Source organism: Algoriphagus litoralis (assembly GCF_003259255.1).
Lineage (GTDB): Bacteria > Bacteroidota > Bacteroidia > Cytophagales > Cyclobacteriaceae > Algoriphagus > Algoriphagus litoralis.
The window spans coordinates 238,113-256,791 of record NZ_QGOL01000011.1; the positions used below are offsets into that span (position 1 = coordinate 238,113).

An 18,679-nucleotide genomic window follows, 5' to 3' on the forward strand; every position below is an offset into this window, starting at 1 on the left:
AAAACTATGAGTGACGAGGAATTTGACCTGCTCGATGAGCTGTATTTTGTGCAGCATTATGAATACCTCAAAGAAAGATTGGGATGGGAAAATGAGTTGCTTCTGGCTACACTCCAATCACTCTATCAGAACGGGATGATCAAATGTCTCACAACTCCTGATTCCGAGCGCTTTGACAGGGTTGAAATCTTAGCCGAAGGGAAAGCCCTCTTTTACCTGGCTACAAAAAAAGGCCTCATGGCTCACAACACGATATAAGACTTGCTGGACGATACCTACAAATACCAACGAAAAGAACTAGAGCTCAAGGCATTACTTGAGATCACCCAGGCGATCAATGAGAACCAATCTGAAGCTACCCTAGTCAATATTTTTAAATTCACTTGCCTAGTTCACCTGGATATCAAGTCCTTGATCTTATACGTGCTGAAAAAGGATGTTTTTGAACGAAAGATCTCTCATGGAGTAAAGGGAAAAGTTCCGGTGACCCTAGAATCAGCTGCCATCCTAGACAAAAAGGAATCCGGCCAACTACAAATCCAATTAGGGGAGGAATATACATTCGAAGAATTGGAAACCTATCTTCCTGTATATCACAAGGACAAGTTACTCGCAATTTTATTTCTGAAACGGAAATCAGAGGAGATGGAATTGGACTTGGACTTTACTCAAGCTTTAGCAAATATCTTGGTAGTGGCTTTGGAAAATAAGCGGTTTGCCAGAAAACAGCTGGAGCAAGAGGTTCTCAACCGTGAGGTAGAGATTGCTTCGCAAGTCCAACAGATGCTTTTTCCCTCCTCGCTGCCTAATACTCCTGAGCTAAAAGCTATGGTAACCTATTACCCACACAGCATGGTGGGCGGCGACTATTATGACCTGATTCAGAAGTCGTCAGATGTCCTTTATTTCTGCATTGCTGATGTATCCGGCAAGGGGATTTCTGCTGCACTCCTGATGTCCAACTTCCAGGCAGCCTTGAGAACGTTGCTACGGAGTGATGCAGACTTCAATGTCATCATTCATCAGTTAAATTATACGTTGATCGAAAATACCAAGGGAGAGCGTTTCATCACTTTTTTCCTCGGAGAATACAACCGGAAAACCAAAAAACTGAGGTATGTCAATGCCGGACATAACCCACCGATCCTGTGCTGGGAGCGAACGAAGAAAAGTGAGCTTCTGGAGGCAGGGACGACTATTTTGGGAGCATTTGATGAATTGCCGTTTTTGGAAGTCGGGGAGCGTGAAAATCTAGAGAATTTCACCGTCCACCTGTATACCGACGGATTGACCGAGTCGATGAATGCGGAGGAAGAAGAGTTTGGAGAGGAGCGATTCCAGCAGTTTGTAAATGAGCATTTATGCATGAATCCAGAGGATTTTCACCAAGAGTTTTTTGATAAGATGCAAGCCTTTACCCAACAGATTCCTTTACGGGACGACTTGACGCTGTTAAGCCTTAGATTTCGGTAGAATATGGTTTGGCATACCGTCCCTAAAGCTGTTCAACTCTTATTTCCAAAGCGGATTTGGACTGCGGATGGGTTGGAGAACCAAGTTTACCTCACTTTTGATGATGGGCCAGTTCCTGGAGTAACGGATTTTGTCCTCAATGAACTTGCAAAAAGAGGACAGCAAGCCACTTTTTTTTTGGTAGGGGATAACCTTCGGAAAAATCGGGCTTTAGGACGCGAGATCATAGCATCGGGGCATCACATCGGCAATCATACCTTTAATCATCTGAATGGGTGGAAGACATCCGATCAGGATTATTTGAAAAATATTCAAGCTTTTGATCAGGAATTTGAAGCATCTCTTGGTCTCAAGACTGATCTCTTCCGTCCACCTTATGGATTGATTCGTAATTCGCAAGCCAAAGCGCTTCTAAAAACCAAGAAACTGATCATGTGGAATGTACTCTCCGGTGATTATGATCAGCGGATCCCAGGCAAACAGATTTTATCCAAAAGTATCGATCATACAAGATCTGGTAGTATCGTTGTTTTTCATGACCAAGAGAAAACTGTGGAGGTTCTTCCCAAAGTCCTTCCACCGTATCTTGATTTTTTGCTCGAAAGAGGGTTCATTACCGGACTTTTGTAGTCATGATTTGGGTCGCTATTTTCTCCGGAATTCTGATTGTCCAGTATGTATTGCTGGTGTTTTTCCTGAAAATGAACTGGAAAAATCATGCACGGAAAAAAAGTTTACTTCCAAAAGTTTCCGTTTTGGTAGCAGCTCGAAACGAAGAAGTTCACATTTTGAACTTGCTCCAAAGCCTAAGTGACCTTGACTATCCCCCAGAATTGCTGCAGGTATTGCTTGCTGATGATCAAAGTGAGGATCGCACGGCTCAAATAATTAGGGAATGGGTTCAAAATGAAGGAAATAGAACTCTGGTATCGATTGGTTCGATTGAGGGAACAAAAAATCCAACAAATGGGAAAGCAAATGCGCTGGCGATTCTGGGTCATCAAGCCACTGGAGATTACTTTTTTTTCACAGATGCAGATTGTGAAGTGCCTGCCACTTGGATCAGAGAGGGAGTCAAATGTTTTGAGGGAGGAACAGGATTAGTGATTGGGATTACACAGGTTCGCAGTCGAGGCTTCTTCGAACAAATGCAGGAGATCGATTGGTGGAATACTCTTGGCCTAGTGAAAGTGGTGACGGACTTGGAAATGCCGACTACTGGACTTGGTAATAATATGGTCATCAGCAGAGCGGCCTATGAAGAGTGTGGTGGGTTTGATCAAATACCATTTTCACTTACTGAGGACCTTGAGATCTCCAAATCCATCCATAAACAAGGATACAAAATCAGACATCAGGTCAGTGAGGATTTTCTGGTTCGGACAAAACCGGAAAATGGGTTAAAATCTCTGTTGAAACAGCGGAAACGATGGATGGCAGGAGCAATGACACTTTCAATTCCTTGGAAGATATTACTCAGTCTTCAGGTGCTTTTCTATCCTGCAATTTTGATCCTGATCGCTTTGGATTGGCAGGTTGGAGTTTTTATTTGGTGTATAAAAGCACTTGTTCAATCAGTTTTTCTCCAGTTTTTCTTAAAAAAAGCAGGGCAATCTAAAGGAGTTTTGGTGCTGATTCTTTTCGAGTTTTACCAGATTTGGAACCTTAGCCTGACGATTCTTTATTACTTTTGGCCCGGGAAAATAGAATGGAAAGCCCGAAAATACCCATGAACCTGATCGATACACACGCACATATTTATTCCGCCAAGTTTGATTCCGATCGTGATGAGGTCATCGAAGAGATCCGACAGGCAGGGATAGAGCGGATCTATATGCCCAATGTTGATGTGGAAACGATTGACCGCATGCTGGAGTGTGAGTCACGCTACGGAGATCTCTGCGTGCCAATGATGGGCTTGCATCCTTGTGATGTCAAGGAGGATTTTGAGCAGCAACTCTATGTGATGGAAGGCTGGCTCAATTCGCGGGAATTTGCGGCAGTGGGAGAGATTGGCACCGATCTGTATTGGGACAAGACCAATTTTGACAGACAAAAGGAAGCGCTGCAGATCCAGCTCGGTTGGGCCAAGGCAAAGGGACTTCCTGTTGTTTTGCACTGCAGAGAATCGATTGATGAGACCATTGAGCTCCTAGAAAATGCGCAGAATGGATCACTTACGGGGATTTTTCATTGTTTTACGGGCTCACTTGAGCAAGCTAATAAGATTGTCAAATTGGGATTCTTGTTAGGAATAGGAGGAGTAGCCACATATAAGAATGGTGGACTTGACCAAGTTATTCCATTTATTGGTTTGGAAAATCTGGTTTTGGAGACAGACGCCCCTTATTTGGCCCCGGTTCCATACCGAGGAAAAAGAAATACTCCGGCCTATTTGCCTTCTATTGCTGAGCGGGTTGGGGATATGTTGCATATTTCCGCAGAAATTGTCGCTACGAAGACCAAGTCCAATGCATTGAATTTATTTAAGGAGATCAATTCATGAATTATAAAATCGTACGTCTGAATACGGGACTGAAAACAGCCAGAACAGCTTCCGTTTTGATTATTTACACCGGAGGGACACTAGGTATGGCCTATGACGAATCCGGAGCACTTGTACCTTTCAATTTTGGTCAAATCCTGGAAAAGATCCCTATCCTTTCCAATATGGATATTGCTATTACGGTGATCTCATTTCCTGAGCCGATCGATTCTTCTAATGTGACCATGCGTCACTGGAAAGATATGTCCTATATCATCTATGAGAACTATGACAGTTATGACGGTTTTGTGGTTTTACATGGGACAGATACTATGGCGTATTCCGCTTCCATGCTCAGTTATATGCTGCATGGGTTAAACAAACCAGTGATTTTTACCGGGGCGCAATTACCCATCTCAGCGATGCGATCTGATGCTAGGGAGAATCTGATGACGGCATTGGAAATAGCTACAGCTAAAATCAACGATCGACCGATAGTACCTGAGGTTTGTATTTTCTTCAATCACATGCTGCTGCGAGGCAATCGCTCCAAAAAAGTCCAAAGCATCCATTTCGATGCCTTCGAATCTGAAAACTATCCCTCTTTGGCTGAGGCAGGTATCGTCATTGATTATAATATGAATGCAATCCGTCCTTTTGAAGCAAAGCGAAAATTGGTCAAAATGAATCATCTGGATAATCGGGTGATGATTTTAAAGTTGTTTCCGGGGATTACAGACAAAATAATGGACGCCTGCTTTAATATTGAGGGACTTCGGGGAGTGGTTTTGGAAACTTATGGTTCGGGAAATAGTCCTTCGGAATCTTGGTTTATGAAATCGCTAGATCGTGCTATTAAGAAGGGGCTGATTATTCTAAACGTCTCCCAGTGTAATGGGGGAAGAGTAATCCATGGGCGATATGAGACCAGTAAGGAGCTTTTGGCAGTTGGTGTGGTCAGTGGCGCTGATATGACTACTGAAGCTGCAGTGACCAAGCTTATGTTTTTATTGGGTCAAAATTATACCCGTGATGAGATTTGTCTCAAATTAACCCAATCCCTCGCCGGAGAGATCACCGCTTGATTTTGATTGAATTTTAGAATTGGGTTTGGAATCGGCGGGAATAATAATTTTCTTTGCACTCCGATTCGCAAAATCTGCGAAAATCAACACAGAGAGGTGTCCGAGTGGTTGAAGGAGCACGCCTGGAAAGTGTGTATACCCCTCAAGGGTATCGAGGGTTCGAATCCCTTCCTCTCTGCATGAAAAGCCAACTTTAGAAATGAAGTTGGCTTTTCTTTTTTTAAGTCCATACCGTATGTCAGAAAAAAGGCTGGGGAATCGAGACATGAATTTATTGAGGGATTGGACATTAGATTGAGATATGTCTGAGGGCTATTATTCTTGGGCTTTTCAAGAAAGGAAAGTGTTCAGGTGGATTTAGCCTCAGAATAGAATTTATTTTTCTTTAAATCTGAATAAAGGGTCACTTTTTCGCCAAAACAGAAAAAAGAGTTGGGTATTTTGATAAAAAATGGATAAGCTTGAACCTCTTTAGATTTGTATAACGGACAAGAGGCAAAAAAGACCGTTATCCTATTTAAAAGAGCAGTTTCGAAAAAATTTTAAAACAGGTCATTCACTCCATTCGTGTAAAAATTGCCTCAAATTCGATTTAAACAGGGGATTCTTTCAAAAAAGTTAAAAGACCCCATTGTTTTTTGAATTTAAAAAATCATAACTTTAAAACTCGATTTTAATCTGGAAACCATTTAACCTTTATCAAAAGTCTAATTCAAAACAAATTATGAGAAAGTTAATCGCTTTGTTCATGCTTGCAGGTATCATGTTTGTTCCTGTCTTTGCTAACGCACAAGATGCATCAGCAGATACTGCTGCTACAGAAGAAGTAACCCCTGCAGCTGAGCCTGCCGCTTCACCAACTATTGTTGACGACGAAATTGTCGCTGAGGAACAAAGCTTCCATCAAGTGATCAAGGAAAAATTCATCGAGGGAGATCCGCTTTACATGACTCCAGTATTGATCTGTTTGATCTTGGGTCTTGCTATTGCTTTGGAAAGAATCATCTCTTTGAATTTGGCAACTACCAACACTAAGAAACTTATCTTGAAAGTGGAAGATGCACTTTCATCAGGTGGTATCGAAGCTGCAAAAGATGTGACTAGAAACACTAAAGGTCCTGTTGCTTCTATCTTTACCCAAGGTCTGATGAGATATTCTGAAGGTATCGAAATGGTAGAAAAATCTATCATCGCGTACGGTTCGGTAGAAATGGGACGTCTCGAAAAAGGTCTTGTTTGGATCTCGCTTTTCATCTCCCTTGCCCCGATGTTGGGTTTCATGGGTACTGTAATCGGTATGATCGGTGCCTTTGACTCAATCGAAGCTGCAGGTGATATCTCTCCATCTTTGGTTGCTGGTGGTATCAAAATCGCACTTTTGACTACAGTTGCTGGTTTGATCGTTGCGATTATCCTTCAATTGTTCTACAACTACCTAGTAGCAAAAATTGACTCTTTGGTTAACGACATGGAAGACGCTTCTATCTCTTTGGTAGACGTATTGGTGAAGCATAAATTGACCGGTAAGTAAACCGTAAGTCACTTTTGCTTAAATCAAATCCTATAATTTTAACAAAGAATCAATACTATGGATACTTGGGATATATTGCTCTACGGGAGCTACGCACTGGTCGGAATTGGAGCTGTAGTTTCAGTTCTTATGCCACTCTTCAAATCACTTGACAATCCCAAAAGTTTACTAAAAACTGGGCTTGGTATAGTACTGATTTTGGTCTTATTCTTTGTGTGCTACAGCATTTCCAGCAACGAGGTACTTCCAAAATTCGAAAGTGATCCGTTTAACCTCACCCCTGCCATGTCTCAAATGGTTGGAGGTCTTATGATCACTACTTATGTGTTAACTATCGTGGCTCTAGTAGGCATTGTAGTTACAGAATTTAATAAAGCTATCAAGTAACAAAATGGCAAGAAATAAAAGCAGAGCGACTACGGAGGTAAACGCAGGTTCGATGGCTGACATCGCATTCCTGCTTTTGATCTTCTTCCTCGTTACCACCACGATCGCTTCGGACAAGGGTATTTTGAATATTCTGCCTCCAAAGTTGGATCCAAATGTTCCGCCACCTGATATCAAGAAGAACGAACGTAACATCTTCAATATCTTGATCAACGCTAATGATGATTTGTTGGTCGAAGGAGAATATAGAAGAACAGCGGAAGGTCTAGATGAGGATATCAAAGATTTTGTGTTGAACTTCGGTGCACCTGATGAAGAGGCACAGGCTCTATTTAACTCTCTTCCAGCTTCTCTTCAAGCAAAGGCACTCAGAAGACCAGAGTCCTCAGATCATCCAGGTGAAGCTGTAGTTTCTATCAAAACTAACCGTGGGACTAGCTATGAGTTATATTTGGAGGTTTTTGACCTTGCAAAAAAGGCTTATTTTGAAATCTACGGTGAGCGAGTAGGATTGACAGCTGATGAATATCGTGCACTTACTGGCGACGATGAAGCATCAAAATTGTTGCTAGACAGAGGCAAAGAGGGATTCCCTTTGGCGATTTCTATTGCAGAACCGGATAAAATAGGAGGAAATTGATATGGCAAAGTTTAAGAAAAAAACAAATACTTCTACAAGTATTCCTACTTCAGCTCTTCCCGATATTATCTTCATGTTGCTGTTCTTTTTCATGGTAACGACCGTATTGAGAGAGCAGGATCTATTGGTTGAGCAAAAAATTCCTCAAGCTTCTCAACTTCAAAAACTTCAGAAGAAAACTCTTATTTCTTACTTATATATCGGTAAGCCTAAGAATACGAGTTTGTATGGCTCTGAACCAAGAGTTCAAGCCAATGATGTTTTGATCAGCCCACCTGAAATTGTGCAGTGGGTGAATCAGGAGAGAGATTTGCTGCCTGAGTCAGATAGAGGATTTATCACCATCTCCATGAAAGTGGATAAAGACGTGAAAATGGGTCCAATTTCAGATGTTCAGACCGAATTGAGAAATGCTGATGCCAGAAGGGTTCTTTATGCATCCACAGGAAAAGTAATGAATTAAAAAATTCAATATTTATATTTAAAGCCATTCGCTCAGCGAATGGCTTTTTTGTTGATAAGCTATGAAACCTCTTCTCTCAAATAAAAATAAAGTTCATGGTGCTTGGGCCATGTACGATTGGGCCAATTCTGTATATAGTTTGGTCATTACCTCTACTATTTTCCCCGTCTATTACAATAGTGTCACTAAAGGTATTGATGGATCCGATAAGGTTGACTTTTTCGGGTGGGAGGTAGTCAATACTGTATTGTATTCCTATTCTATCTCATTCTCCTATTTGGTAATTGCGATTTTTTCGCCACTGCTTTCGGGTATTGCTGATGCTTCCGGAAAGAAGCTTTTTTTCATGAAAGTATTTGCTTACATGGGTTCAGTGGCATGTATTGGATTATTCTTTTTTGATGGGGATAACTTGGAGTTTGGAATATTTTGTAGTGTGATGGCTAGTATTGGCTACGCTGGAAGTATCGTATTCTATAATGCGTATTTACCCGAAATAGCTGAGGAGCATGAGTATGATTTCCTCAGTGCAAAGGGATTTGCTCTGGGGTATATTGGGAGTGTGATCTTGCTTGTTTTTAACCTTGCCATGATTCAGTTTCCTGATTTTTTTGGAGTTCCAGAGGGAAGTTTCGCTGCCCGTTTTTCATTTTTAATCACTGGATTATGGTGGGCTGGGTTTTCACAAATTCCATTTCGGATTTTGCCTAAAAACCCTTACAAAAAGAAGATAAAAAGTGAATTTTTGATTAAAGGATATCAGGAAATTCAAGAGGTTTTCTCTCAAGTTCGTCAGTTCCCTGTGATGAAACGATTCTTGGCTTCTTTCTTCTTTTATTCCATGGGTGTTCAGACAGTCATGTACTTAGCCGCATCATTTGGAGATAAAGAACTTGGTCTGCCGGGAGATCAGCTGATACTTACTGTTTTGATTATTCAATTTGTTGCGATTGGTGGTAGCTATCTTTTTGCATTTATATCCAAGGTGTTTGGCAATAAGATCAGCCTTATGGTTATGGTTTTAATTTGGGTGGGAATATGTGGTGCTGCATATTATGTTTATTCTGTCTATGAGTTTTATGCACTTGCATTTGTAGTAGGGATGGTTATGGGAGGGATTCAATCACTCTCTCGCTCAACTTTTTCCAAACTTATTCCAGAAGAAACCACCAAACATGCCTCTTTCTTTAGTTTTTATGACGTCACCGAAAAGCTTGCAATAGTGATCGGTACGTTTACTTATGGTGCGATTGAACAATTAACAGGAAGTATGCGAAATAGTGCGGTTTCATTGGGTGTATTCTTTTTAGTAGGACTTGGATTTTTGATTTTGGTGACTATTCCCAAGCAATCTATTATCCAGCAAAAAGTCTAATTATGCTTAAAATTCTCAATGGAAATCAGGTAAAACTACTTGACCTTCACCATATTCAGATGACTGGAATAAGTAGTCTGGAATTGATGGAGCAGGCGGCCCTTGGTTTTGTGAGGTGGTGGAAAGATCAAGGTTTTCCTCAAGACTTGCCCGTTGCCATATTTTGCGGAGCTGGAAATAATGGAGGAGATGGTTTTGCAATTGCAAGATTGCTGTATGAGTTAAGGTTAAATATTACAGTTTATACCTGTTTTGATGAAAGAAATAACCTCAGTGCTGATGCCTCTCGAAATTTTCAAAAATTGCCTGAAAAGGTAAATGTCAGAGATTGGAAAGATTTTAATACAAATGGTAAAGCACTAATTATTGATGCTTTTTTGGGAGTTGGATTAAAGGGAGATCTACGCGGCCAAGCCAAAGAAATACTTGCTAAAATCAATTCTAGTTCCGGAATCAGAGTTTCTGTCGATATTCCCAGTGGGCTTCCATCGGATACGATTTTGGGTGAAGGATGTGTCAAAGCAGACTATACGGTGACTTTTGCCTTTCCGAAGCTATCTCTCCTCTTTCCTGAGCATGCATCTGTTACAGGCGAACTAGCTGTAGTTGATATAGGAATCAAAGATGAAGCTTACGAAGGCTTTCAGACCTCAACTTTTTTTCTTAGAAAAAAGGATGTTTCCCTTCATCATCGGAAATTTCATCGCTTTTCACATAAAGGAGATTTTGGGAAAGTGCTTTTGGTGTCCGGAAGTAAAGGTAAAATGGGAGCTTCACTGTTGGCGTGCAAGGCTGCACTTCGTACTGGTTCTGGATTGGTAAGTGCATTGGTTCAGGAATCTGAGCGGCAAATAATTCAAAGTTCTGTGCCGGAAGTCATGTGTCTTTTCGATCTTCCTCAGGATTTATCCACTTTTGACTCAGTAGGACTTGGTCCAGGAATAGGTATCGAAGGGAATGCCTTTTTGGTGGAAAGGGTTTTTCAGCTCTTTAAAAAACCAATGGTTATCGACGCAGATGGCCTTACCATACTTTCTCAAAACCCGGATCTGATGCCGCTGATTCCTGAGGGAAGTATTTTGACCCCACACTTGAAGGAGTTTGACCGATTACTAGGACAATCTACTGATCACCCTCAAAGACTTAAAAAGGCAAAAGAATTTTGCCAAAAATGGAAGCTTAACTTAATCATCAAAGGGGCCAACTCTGTAATCTGCTTAGCCGATGGAAGGCAGATTTTTAATTCCTCCGGTACCCAATATATGGCAACTGGAGGATCCGGTGACGTGTTGACGGGGATGATTACTTCGTTTTTAGGACAGGGCTATAGTCCCGAGAATGCAATGATCTGTGGTGTGTATCATCATGGTCTCGCGGGTGAAATTGCCGGAGGGAAAAAACGCCGCGGAACAATCGCCTCTGATATAATTGAGGCTATTCCAGCTACCTTTATTGAATTAGATATTTCCTGAAAAAATATGCTTTTGACCAAACTTAATTTTTCCAGTCTCGGTTTTCAAACCATAGATTTTTGATATGCAAAAGGAAAAAGCGATTCTTTGGACACTCGCAGCCATCAATTTCATTCACATTGTAGATTTTATGATTCTCATGCCGCTGGGTCCACAGCTGATGAGAATCTTCGATATTGGTCCCAGTGAGTTTAGCTTGTTGGTTTCTTCTTATACGTTCAGTGCGGGGATTTCTAGTTTTTTTGGAGCCTTTTTTCTGGATCGTTTTGATCGGAAGAAGATCCTCATTTGGGTGTATGTGGGATTTACCGTCGGAACCCTCGGTTGTGCTTTGTCGCCAAGTTATCCTGTTTTGCTGGCGGCTCGGGTGATTTCGGGAGTTTTTGGAGGGCTGACTTCCGCTTTGATTCTTGCGATAATCGGAGATGTCATTCCTGATGAGCGAAGAGGTCGTGCAATGGGGTTGGTGATGGCAGCTTTTTCTTTTGCATCTGTGATGGGGGTGCCTTTGGGGCTTTTTTTGGCAAGTTTATCTAACTGGCATATGCCATTTTACATTTTGACAGGGCTTGCGGTATTAAGCCTTGGCATGATTTATAAGTTTATTCCGCCGATTAGGGAGCACTTGGGTAAAGAGATCAAGCGGCCACATCCGCTAGCGGTAATCTCCCGTGTGACTAGCAATAGCAATCAGATGCGCGCCATCACGCTATCGGTGATGATGATGTTTGGGCAGTTTATGATTATTCCGTTCCTGAGTCCTTATAATGTTGCCAATGTAGGCTTTACGGAGATGGAACTTACTTACGTATATATTGCCGGTGGAGCTTTTACGATTTTTACCTCGCCTTGGGTAGGCAGACTTTCTGACAAGCATGGTAAACTGAAGATATTCACCATTTTTATGCTGCTTAATTTGATTCCGATCGGGGTGATTACCCACCTTGGAGTGACGCCAATTCCTTATGTTTTGCTCATCACCACCATGTTTTTTGTGACATCAAACGGACGCTATGTACCGGCGGCGGCGATTATTACAGGAACTGCAAAACCAGAAAATCGTGGGAGCTTCCTCAGCTTCAATTCTGCGGTCCAACAATTAGCTGCAGGTATAGCTTCGCTTGCCGCTGGGATGATTATTGGAGAAAATGAAGCCGGAGAACTGACCAATTTTCATATTGTGGGCTATTTGGCAATCTTCTTCAGTGTGCTATGTATTCCCTTGGCAAGGAGAGTGAAGGTGGTTAGCTAAAAAAAAATCCCGACTCTCATCGGGATTTTTTTTAGAATTCTGCATTTCCAGGTGTCCTAGGGAAAGCGATCACATCGCGAATGTTTCCCATTCCAGTGACGAATTGGACCATTCGTTCAAAACCCAAGCCGAAACCGGCATGAGGAGTGGATCCAAATCTGCGGGTGTCTAAGAACCACCACATTTCCTCTTTTGGAATATTCATCTCATCCATTCTAGCGGTCAATACATCCAGCCGTTCTTCTCGCTGGGAGCCACCTATAATTTCGCCGATGCCTGGGAAAAGGATATCCATAGCCGCAACTGTCTTTCCATCTTCGTTTTGACGCATGTAAAAGGACTTGATTTCTTTAGGATAGTCGGTCAAAATTACCGGTTTTTTGAAGTGCTTCTCTACCAAGTATCGCTCGTGCTCAGACTGGAGGTCAGCGCCCCAACTCTCGATCAGGTATTGGAATTTCTTCTTTTTATTCGGGTTAGAGTTTCTCAAGATATCAATTGCCTCCGTATAGGTGATTCGGACAAATTCGTTGTCAACTACAAATCTGAGTTTTTCCAACAGATTCAATTCACTTCTTTGATCCGTAGGTTTGGAACTTTCCTCCTCAAGAAGCCGAGTTTCCAAAAACTTCAGATCTTCCTGACAATGATCCAATGCATATCGAATCAGGTATTTTAGAAAATCTTCGGCCAAATCTGCATTATCCTCCGCATCATAGAATGCCATTTCAGGTTCGATCATCCAGAATTCAGCCAAGTGACGGGTAGTATTTGAATTTTCTGCGCGGAAAGTCGGGCCGAAAGTGTAGATCTCAGACAGGGCCATAGCAGCTAATTCTCCTTCGAGTTGGCCAGAAACGGTCAGGTTAGTTTCTCTTTCGAAGAAATCTTTCTTAAAATCTACGGAGCCATCCTCCATTTTTGGTGGATTTCCAATGTCCAAAGTGGTGACTTTGAAAGTCTCTCCGGCGCCTTCTGCATCCGAGGCAGTGATAATTGGCGTATGGATATAGAAGAAACCTTTATCATTGAAGTACTTGTGTACCGCAAAAGCCAAAGCATGTCTCACTCTGAAAACTGCACTGAAGGTGTTGGTACGAATCCTCAGGTGAGCGATTTCTCGCAGAAATTCTAAAGAGTGCTTCTTCGGTTGTAATGGGTATTTCTCAGGATCTGCTTCACCAAGAACTTCGATCGATTTTGCGTTGAGTTCAGAAGATTGTCCAGCACCTTGAGATTCGACGACAGTTCCTGTGATTTTAAGACATGCACCTGTACTGCACTTTTTGAGAATATCCTCAGAAATAAGGTTAGGGTCCGCCACCACTTGGTAATTGGTAATGATAGAGCCATCATTGAGTGCGATGAAAGAAACATTTTTGTTGCTTCTTTTGGTACGAACCCAACCCATTAGGGTGATTTCTTGCCCGATTGGATTTTGATCCAGGATGGTCTTGATTTTGACCCGTTTGTTGAATGCCATGGGAGATTTTTTTATCGGAAAAAAGTTCTTTTCCGGCCAATTTTTAGTGGAATGCAAAAAAACGATTAAATCACCTTTTTATCAAAAATTTGGCACTTTTTCCTAAATTTGATTGCAAAGCTTTTTCGAATGAAAAGGCTTTTTTTCACGCAAATTCGCAGATTTTAATAGATATAAATGCAAAAGCTTAACCTTAGTCAATCTCTTTCTCAAAAGCTTTCACCCCAGCAGATTCAGTTTATTAAACTGCTTCAAGTTCCTACTGCTGAGTTGGATACGAGGATTGAAGAAGAGCTGGAGATCAATCCGGCCCTAGAAGAAGGCAAGGATGAGGAGCCAGAGCAAACTCAGGAGGATGATTTTGAGGACTCATTTGATGAGGATGCCGGTCGTGATGATCATGAATTAAATCTGGATGATTACCTCGACGACGAGTATAGTGGCTACAAAATGCAGGGCGATGGAAACTATAATCCTGATGAAGATGATCGGGAAATCCCCATTTCGTCACAGGCTTCCCTCCATGAGCAGCTTATTACCCAACTCAATTTTCTCAAACTTGACGAACGTCAAAAGATAATCGGTCAGCAGCTGATCGGAAGCATAGAAAATGACGGCTACATTCGTAGAGATTTGGAAGCTATCATCAATGACCTGGCTTTCAGCCAAAATATCGAAACCGATATCGATGAGATGGAGGAGATTTTGCGGAAAATTCAAAATTTTGATCCAGCCGGAATTGCCGCCAGGACGCTTCAAGAATGTTTGATCATTCAATTGGAGCGAAAAGAACATCCGGACGATCCTGCGGTGATGAATGCCCTATTGATCCTGCAGGACTGCTTCGAGGAATTTACCAAGAAGCACTACTCCAAGATTCAAAAGCGATTGGACTTGGATGAGGAACAGATTAAAGATTCAATTAACCTGATCACGAGACTTAATCCAAAGCCTGGAGGAACTTCAGACGGCTTGGTACGGACTCAATATATCATCCCTGATTTCATCCTGACCAATGTGGGCGGTAAACTTGAGGTCAGCCTGAATTCAAGAAATGCACCTGAGCTTAGAATCTCAAGGTCCTATTCGGAGATGTTTGATGCGTATGATAAAAGCGATAAAAAAGACAAAAAACTGAAAGACACAGTCACTTTTGTCAAGCAAAAACTGGATTCCGCAAAATGGTTTATAGACGCTATTAAGCAACGCCAAAATACGCTGCTAAGGACAATGGAGGCTATATTGGACTATCAGAAGGAATTTTTTATCGACGGAGATGAAACAAATCTACGTCCAATGATATTAAAGGATATCGCCGAGCGGATTGGGATGGATATTTCGACTGTTTCCAGAGTGGCAAACAGCAAGGCTATTCAGACTGAATTTGGAGTCTACCCACTGAAGTATTTCTTTTCTGAAGGGATTGCTACGGATAGCGGTGAAGATGTAAGTAACCGTGAAGTGAAGTCTGTACTGCAGACAATGGTCGATGGAGAGGATAAGAAGAGACCACTATCGGATGATAAACTTGTGAAAATGCTGAATAAACTAGGATACAATATCGCCCGGAGGACAGTGGCCAAATACCGTGAACAACTTCAGATTCCTGTAGCCAGATTAAGAAAAGAGCTATTGTGAGATCGATTGCCCTAGTGATTTCCGTAGTTTTTCAGCCACTTTTGATGCCCGCATTAGTCTTTGGCATGGTGCTTTTTGCAGTACCTGAGGCGACAAGCATTCCAGTGGAATTTAAGGATCGCATCTTTTTTTTAATTGTTCTCTGCACCTTGGTCATCCCCATGGTGACTATCATAGGATTAAGACTGAGTGGTACTGTCAAAAGCCTCCATATGCCTGAAGTCAGAGATAGGCGGGTACCGTTTTTGATTACTACACTTTATTTTATACTTACTTCTTGGTTTTTGTATCAAAAGACAGAATTGGATCCAGTTCTATGGCTTGGAATGGCAGTGATTTGTACTTCGGTAGTTATTCTTACAGTGGTTAGTTTTTTTTGGAAAATGTCTGCACATATGACAGGTTTGGGTGGTTTGCTGGCTGTTATTCTGGTATTGGGATCAAAATTTCCAAACTTTGCAGTCCTCTACCCGCTGCTGTTCGTTTTGATCCTTTGTGGGTTAGTAGCCTCTTCTCGACTCTTGCTTCAGGCACATCGGCCACTTGAAATTTATGTCGGCTTGGGAGTTGGATTTCTGGTTTGTTGGGTCGGATTTTCTTGGATTTGGGCATAAAAAAACCCGGAATAGTCCGGGTTGAATTTTAAGTTTTTTTCAGTTTAGAAAACTGAAACTGCAATTCCGAAATTCAATTGGCTTGCTTCAGTAGCGAATGGGCCTCTATCTGCTTTCCATACATCATTCAAGTAAAAGTTTCCCCAAACATAAAATCCCGGAGATCCTGCTTTGATTGAAATGGCATATCTGATTTTTTCCAAACCGAAGTTTTGAGAGTCTTTGACTTTTCGCTTGTCAAATTCGGCAGACTCATATTTGACTTTGGTATGGGCGTTATACAGAAACCCAACCTTGCCTCCAATGCTCAATCTGAAGCTTTTGCTGTAATTGTTTTTATTGAGGTGGTATCTTAGGTCAAGCGGAATTTCAAAATAATTCATTGCGAAATTATTCGTCTTGATTCGGATGTTGTCACCATACACGTCTGTTACATCAACCAATTCTGAAGAATTGCTTCCCAAATCCGAATTAATGAAAAGATTTTCATCGTTTTTGAATTCGATCTTGTCTGTGCCTACACCAAATCCTGGATTTAAAGTAAAGCCCGAAGTCTCACCAAAGATTTTGATCGGGAACTGGTATGACACATTAAACGTCCTGGAACCAATGAAATCTACCCCAATATCAGCAGGGCGGTTGGTCAACTGATTAAAGCCAAACTCAAAATTCAAATCGCTTGGAATGTTGGGACGACCTCCGATGGGAGATTTTGGTTTTGTCTCGGATTCCTGTGCCTGCACGAGTTGAAAAAACATGAAGACTAGCGACAGCGTAAATAATTTTTTCATCAAAGGGAAATTCAATTCATTGGAATGTGGGCAAAAATATGAAATCCCGAAGGATTTACCTGCTTGACAGTCTTAATTATTCTTAAGTGATCTGAAGTAAGGAAAGATTGAGTTTAAATTTTCTTCGTGTGATCAGTTTGTGAGAAAAAGAAAAAATGCTACTTTTGCAAACCTAAATGGCTTCGTAGCTCAACTGAATAGAGCACCTGATTACGGCTCAGGAGGTTTCAAGTTTGAATCTTGACGAGGTCACAAAGCTCAGTCCGCAACAGGCTGAGCTTTTTCTTTTTTCAGGCAAAGTTTTTCAAATACCAATTTTGGGCTAATTTTAGATCAATTACTCTTCTCATGCGCCAAATCACCCTCTTCTTCCTTTTAATTTTCTTGGCTTCCTGTGATGAGATATTTGATGCCAAGGGTATCAAAGGTCCATGTACCATCGAGTTGGTGGACGGGGGGACAATTACAGTCGAACGAAGCATCGAAATTTTACAAAGCACCGGAACCATCACTTATCGGGATGAAGATGGAAAGCTTTGGTCGATTTCAGCAGACGAATATGTGAGCTATTCTTGCGGAAATTAATCCAATGCATCCACGATCAAAATCCAATCATTTCCTCTTCCATTACTGGGAGGAATAACCTCGAATTCCTTTTTTTCTAGAATTTTTTCTCCAGTATTCCCAAGGAATTCGACACCGGTTCGTGGGTCTTTCCAAGTCATTTTATAGCCTGATCCTTTTAGTGAAGTCAAGTTGATTTTTATCGTTTTTCCGTCAGGAAAGTAAAAGAATGCAAAACTCCCTTTCTTGTCTCTTGTCGCAACTGCATAGGTCTGATCATCTACTTGAGAAGAGGAAATTAAGCCTTGATCGGGTATCCGGTCGAAAAACGGCCTGCTGAGCATCAAGTTTTTCAAGTGCTTGACCTGATTTGCGACTTCAAGGTCAAGCGATTTATGCCAAGGTTTAAGTGGACCATTCACTGGGCTTTTATCCAAATCATACATTTGCCAGACCGCATGGCAGCCGTAAGTTTGACCGGCTGCTCCAGTGAAGACATTCCAATACATGATTTTGCGTATGTCTGCGGCCTCGCTATAGCCCAGCTCCTTCGCATTGAAGCATTTGGGGTGTTCTTCGTACATCGGTTCCCCATCGATTGTGGGCTTCAGTGGGGAGAGGCTAAGATCATGAGCGATCTTCTCATAAGTAGGCTGATTAGGACAGTGGCCAGTCTGATGCATATTAAAGTCGAGCCAATTGGCTTGATGAAACCAATTGGAGCTTCCTCCGGGTGAAGTAGGTTGCGGATGAAAGGTAATTGGGATAGGATTTGCGGGATTTTGGGATTCGAGAAGACCCTTGGCCATTTCATTCCAAACTTCGACATCCTGTGAGCTTTCCCGTGGATTTCTATCCCCGCCTAGAACCCAGATCAGATTCTTTTGATTTCGATATCTATTTCCTATCCATTTCCCATACGCATAGGCTGAGGAAGGAGTGAAGATCTCTGGACCGATTCCCCATGAATCTTTGAACAGCTTATCGCCCCAGGTAGGAAGTAGTGCAATATGCATATTCCGCTCCAAGGCCATATTCAGCACCTTGTCCACATGGCTGAAAAACGCCTCATTATACTCCCATTTTTCTAGGTTCAAAAAAGGAGTATCGCCATTTGCATTAGGTGTCTGAATTCCGTCCAATTCAGCCAACACTACAGCTTGCACCACATTGAAGCCTTGCTCCTTTCTGACATCCAAGTAGTGAGTGGTCTCTTTTTCATCCAAACGATGAAACAATTCCCATGCGGTATCTGCCATCCAAAAGAACGGCTGCCCATCAGCCGTCATCAGGTATCGCTGGTCTTGATGGACTTGGATTGGGCCAGTGATTTTCTGAGCTACCAAACCAAAACTTAGGAGCAGGGCAAAGGAGAATAGAAGCTGTTTTTTCATTTTGGGTCAAAAAAAAGCAGCCCGAAGGCTGC

Annotated in this window: 19 protein-coding genes and 2 tRNA genes; 18 read left to right on the plus strand and 3 right to left on the minus strand. The window is 41.8% G+C overall.

Annotation, left to right across the window (positions count from 1 at the left end; all coding sequences use genetic code 11):
- The first annotated feature begins 6 nt into the window (after positions 1–6).
- From DK188_RS14175 to DK188_RS14240, 14 genes are all read left to right on the plus strand, one after another.
- Positions 7–258: a hypothetical protein gene (locus tag DK188_RS14175; protein ID WP_111671469.1), complete on the plus strand. Its 252-nt coding sequence runs from the start codon at positions 7–9 to the stop codon at positions 256–258.
- A 3-nt stretch (positions 259–261) separates the two neighbouring features.
- Complete coding sequence (locus DK188_RS14180) at positions 262–1,473, plus strand: PP2C family protein-serine/threonine phosphatase (RefSeq protein WP_111671470.1); 1,212 nt, start codon at positions 262–264, stop codon at positions 1,471–1,473.
- A 3-nt stretch (positions 1,474–1,476) separates the two neighbouring features.
- Positions 1,477–2,103 (plus strand): polysaccharide deacetylase family protein, encoded by a 627-nt coding sequence (locus DK188_RS14185; protein ID WP_111671471.1) that lies wholly within the window; start codon positions 1,477–1,479, stop codon positions 2,101–2,103.
- Positions 2,104–2,105: 2 nt separating this feature from the next.
- Positions 2,106–3,206 carry a glycosyltransferase gene (locus tag DK188_RS14190; RefSeq protein ID WP_111671472.1) on the plus strand — a complete coding sequence of 367 codons (1,101 nt, stop codon included), beginning with the start codon at positions 2,106–2,108 and terminating at the stop codon, positions 3,204–3,206.
- Complete coding sequence (locus DK188_RS14195; RefSeq protein ID WP_111671535.1) at positions 3,203–3,979, plus strand: TatD family hydrolase; 777 nt, start codon at positions 3,203–3,205, stop codon at positions 3,977–3,979. The genes DK188_RS14190 and DK188_RS14195 overlap by 4 nt, the downstream gene beginning before the upstream one ends.
- Positions 3,976–5,043: an asparaginase gene (locus DK188_RS14200; protein ID WP_111671473.1), complete on the plus strand. Its 1,068-nt coding sequence runs from the start codon at positions 3,976–3,978 to the stop codon at positions 5,041–5,043. Before DK188_RS14195 ends, DK188_RS14200 begins: the two co-directional genes overlap by 4 nt.
- Before the next feature lie 90 nt (positions 5,044–5,133).
- Positions 5,134–5,221: transfer RNA gene (locus DK188_RS14205), tRNA-Ser, on the plus strand.
- A gap of 546 nt (positions 5,222–5,767) precedes the next feature.
- On the plus strand, positions 5,768–6,574 hold the full coding sequence (locus DK188_RS14210; RefSeq protein ID WP_111671474.1) for a MotA/TolQ/ExbB proton channel family protein: 807 nt from the start codon (positions 5,768–5,770) through the stop codon (positions 6,572–6,574).
- Between the two features lie 57 nt (positions 6,575–6,631).
- Entirely contained in the window at positions 6,632–6,961 is a 330-nt protein-coding gene (locus tag DK188_RS14215) for a hypothetical protein (RefSeq protein ID WP_111671475.1), read from the plus strand.
- A gap of 4 nt (positions 6,962–6,965) precedes the next feature.
- Positions 6,966–7,601 (plus strand): ExbD/TolR family protein, encoded by a 636-nt coding sequence (locus tag DK188_RS14220; protein ID WP_111671476.1) that lies wholly within the window; start codon positions 6,966–6,968, stop codon positions 7,599–7,601.
- Position 7,602: 1 nt separating this feature from the next.
- The gene (locus tag DK188_RS14225; protein WP_111671477.1) at positions 7,603–8,064 is read left to right on the plus strand and encodes an ExbD/TolR family protein; all 462 of its coding nucleotides are present in this window, start codon (positions 7,603–7,605) and stop codon (positions 8,062–8,064) included.
- Between the two features lie 61 nt (positions 8,065–8,125).
- Complete coding sequence (locus DK188_RS14230) at positions 8,126–9,439, plus strand: MFS transporter (protein ID WP_111671478.1); 1,314 nt, start codon at positions 8,126–8,128, stop codon at positions 9,437–9,439.
- A gap of 2 nt (positions 9,440–9,441) precedes the next feature.
- Positions 9,442–10,911 carry an NAD(P)H-hydrate dehydratase gene (locus tag DK188_RS14235; protein WP_111671479.1) on the plus strand — a complete coding sequence of 490 codons (1,470 nt, stop codon included), beginning with the start codon at positions 9,442–9,444 and terminating at the stop codon, positions 10,909–10,911.
- Between the two features lie 64 nt (positions 10,912–10,975).
- A complete protein-coding gene (locus DK188_RS14240; protein WP_111671480.1) occupies positions 10,976–12,163 on the plus strand; it encodes an MFS transporter in 1,188 nt (395 codons plus the stop codon).
- 31 nt (positions 12,164–12,194) lie between these two features.
- Here DK188_RS14240 and asnS read toward each other — a convergent pair whose 3' ends face one another.
- Positions 12,195–13,646, minus strand: coding sequence for an asparagine--tRNA ligase (gene asnS, locus DK188_RS14245; protein ID WP_111671481.1), 1,452 nt, complete (start codon positions 13,644–13,646; stop codon positions 12,195–12,197).
- Positions 13,647–13,823: 177 nt separating this feature from the next.
- On the opposite strand from asnS, the gene rpoN reads away from it, so the two are divergent.
- Entirely contained in the window at positions 13,824–15,284 is a 1,461-nt protein-coding gene (gene rpoN, locus DK188_RS14250) for an RNA polymerase factor sigma-54 (RefSeq protein WP_111671482.1), read from the plus strand.
- 44 nt (positions 15,285–15,328) lie between these two features.
- Positions 15,329–15,898, plus strand: a complete 570-nt coding sequence (locus DK188_RS14255) for a PA-phosphatase (RefSeq protein WP_232825741.1) — start codon at positions 15,329–15,331, stop codon at positions 15,896–15,898.
- 44 nt (positions 15,899–15,942) lie between these two features.
- Here DK188_RS14255 and DK188_RS14260 read toward each other — a convergent pair whose 3' ends face one another.
- Positions 15,943–16,689, minus strand: a complete 747-nt coding sequence (locus DK188_RS14260; RefSeq protein WP_111671484.1) for a porin family protein — start codon at positions 16,687–16,689, stop codon at positions 15,943–15,945.
- Positions 16,690–16,867: 178 nt separating this feature from the next.
- Between DK188_RS14260 and DK188_RS14265 the strand changes: the two genes are divergently transcribed.
- Positions 16,868–16,941: transfer RNA gene (locus DK188_RS14265), tRNA-Arg, on the plus strand.
- A 96-nt stretch (positions 16,942–17,037) separates the two neighbouring features.
- Positions 17,038–17,274 (plus strand): DUF903 domain-containing protein, encoded by a 237-nt coding sequence (locus DK188_RS14270; protein ID WP_111671485.1) that lies wholly within the window; start codon positions 17,038–17,040, stop codon positions 17,272–17,274.
- Here DK188_RS14270 and DK188_RS14275 read toward each other — a convergent pair.
- On the minus strand, positions 17,271–18,647 hold the full coding sequence (locus DK188_RS14275) for a glycoside hydrolase family 140 protein (RefSeq protein ID WP_111671486.1): 1,377 nt from the start codon (positions 18,645–18,647) through the stop codon (positions 17,271–17,273). The two genes, DK188_RS14270 and DK188_RS14275, sit on opposite strands and share 4 nt — an antisense overlap.
- Positions 18,648–18,679: the final 32 nt, after the last annotated feature.

Bases quoted from the DNA above. Each gene is read 5' to 3' on its own strand.
- DK188_RS14215 (WP_111671475.1), top strand. From the start codon at position 6,632: ATGGATACTTGGGATATATTGCTCTACGGGAGCTACGCACTGGTCGGA.
- DK188_RS14190 (WP_111671472.1), top strand. From the start codon at position 2,106: ATGATTTGGGTCGCTATTTTCTCCGGAATTCTGATTGTCCAGTATGTA.
- DK188_RS14195 (WP_111671535.1), top strand. From the start codon at position 3,203: ATGAACCTGATCGATACACACGCACATATTTATTCCGCCAAGTTTGAT.
- DK188_RS14255 (WP_232825741.1), top strand. From the start codon at position 15,329: ATGCCCGCATTAGTCTTTGGCATGGTGCTTTTTGCAGTACCTGAGGCG.
- DK188_RS14230 (WP_111671478.1), top strand. From the start codon at position 8,126: ATGAAACCTCTTCTCTCAAATAAAAATAAAGTTCATGGTGCTTGGGCC.
- DK188_RS14185 (WP_111671471.1), top strand. From the start codon at position 1,477: ATGGTTTGGCATACCGTCCCTAAAGCTGTTCAACTCTTATTTCCAAAG.
- DK188_RS14200 (WP_111671473.1), top strand. From the start codon at position 3,976: ATGAATTATAAAATCGTACGTCTGAATACGGGACTGAAAACAGCCAGA.
- DK188_RS14270 (WP_111671485.1), top strand. From the start codon at position 17,038: ATGCGCCAAATCACCCTCTTCTTCCTTTTAATTTTCTTGGCTTCCTGT.
- DK188_RS14235 (WP_111671479.1), top strand. From the start codon at position 9,442: ATGCTTAAAATTCTCAATGGAAATCAGGTAAAACTACTTGACCTTCAC.
- DK188_RS14260 (WP_111671484.1), bottom strand. From the start codon at position 16,689: ATGAAAAAATTATTTACGCTGTCGCTAGTCTTCATGTTTTTTCAACTC.
- DK188_RS14220 (WP_111671476.1), top strand. From the start codon at position 6,966: ATGGCAAGAAATAAAAGCAGAGCGACTACGGAGGTAAACGCAGGTTCG.
- rpoN (WP_111671482.1), top strand. From the start codon at position 13,824: ATGCAAAAGCTTAACCTTAGTCAATCTCTTTCTCAAAAGCTTTCACCC.
- DK188_RS14240 (WP_111671480.1), top strand. From the start codon at position 10,976: ATGCAAAAGGAAAAAGCGATTCTTTGGACACTCGCAGCCATCAATTTC.
- DK188_RS14210 (WP_111671474.1), top strand. From the start codon at position 5,768: ATGAGAAAGTTAATCGCTTTGTTCATGCTTGCAGGTATCATGTTTGTT.
- DK188_RS14225 (WP_111671477.1), top strand. From the start codon at position 7,603: ATGGCAAAGTTTAAGAAAAAAACAAATACTTCTACAAGTATTCCTACT.
- asnS (WP_111671481.1), bottom strand. From the start codon at position 13,646: ATGGCATTCAACAAACGGGTCAAAATCAAGACCATCCTGGATCAAAAT.
- DK188_RS14175 (WP_111671469.1), top strand. From the start codon at position 7: ATGAGTGACGAGGAATTTGACCTGCTCGATGAGCTGTATTTTGTGCAG.
- DK188_RS14275 (WP_111671486.1), bottom strand. From the start codon at position 18,647: ATGAAAAAACAGCTTCTATTCTCCTTTGCCCTGCTCCTAAGTTTTGGT.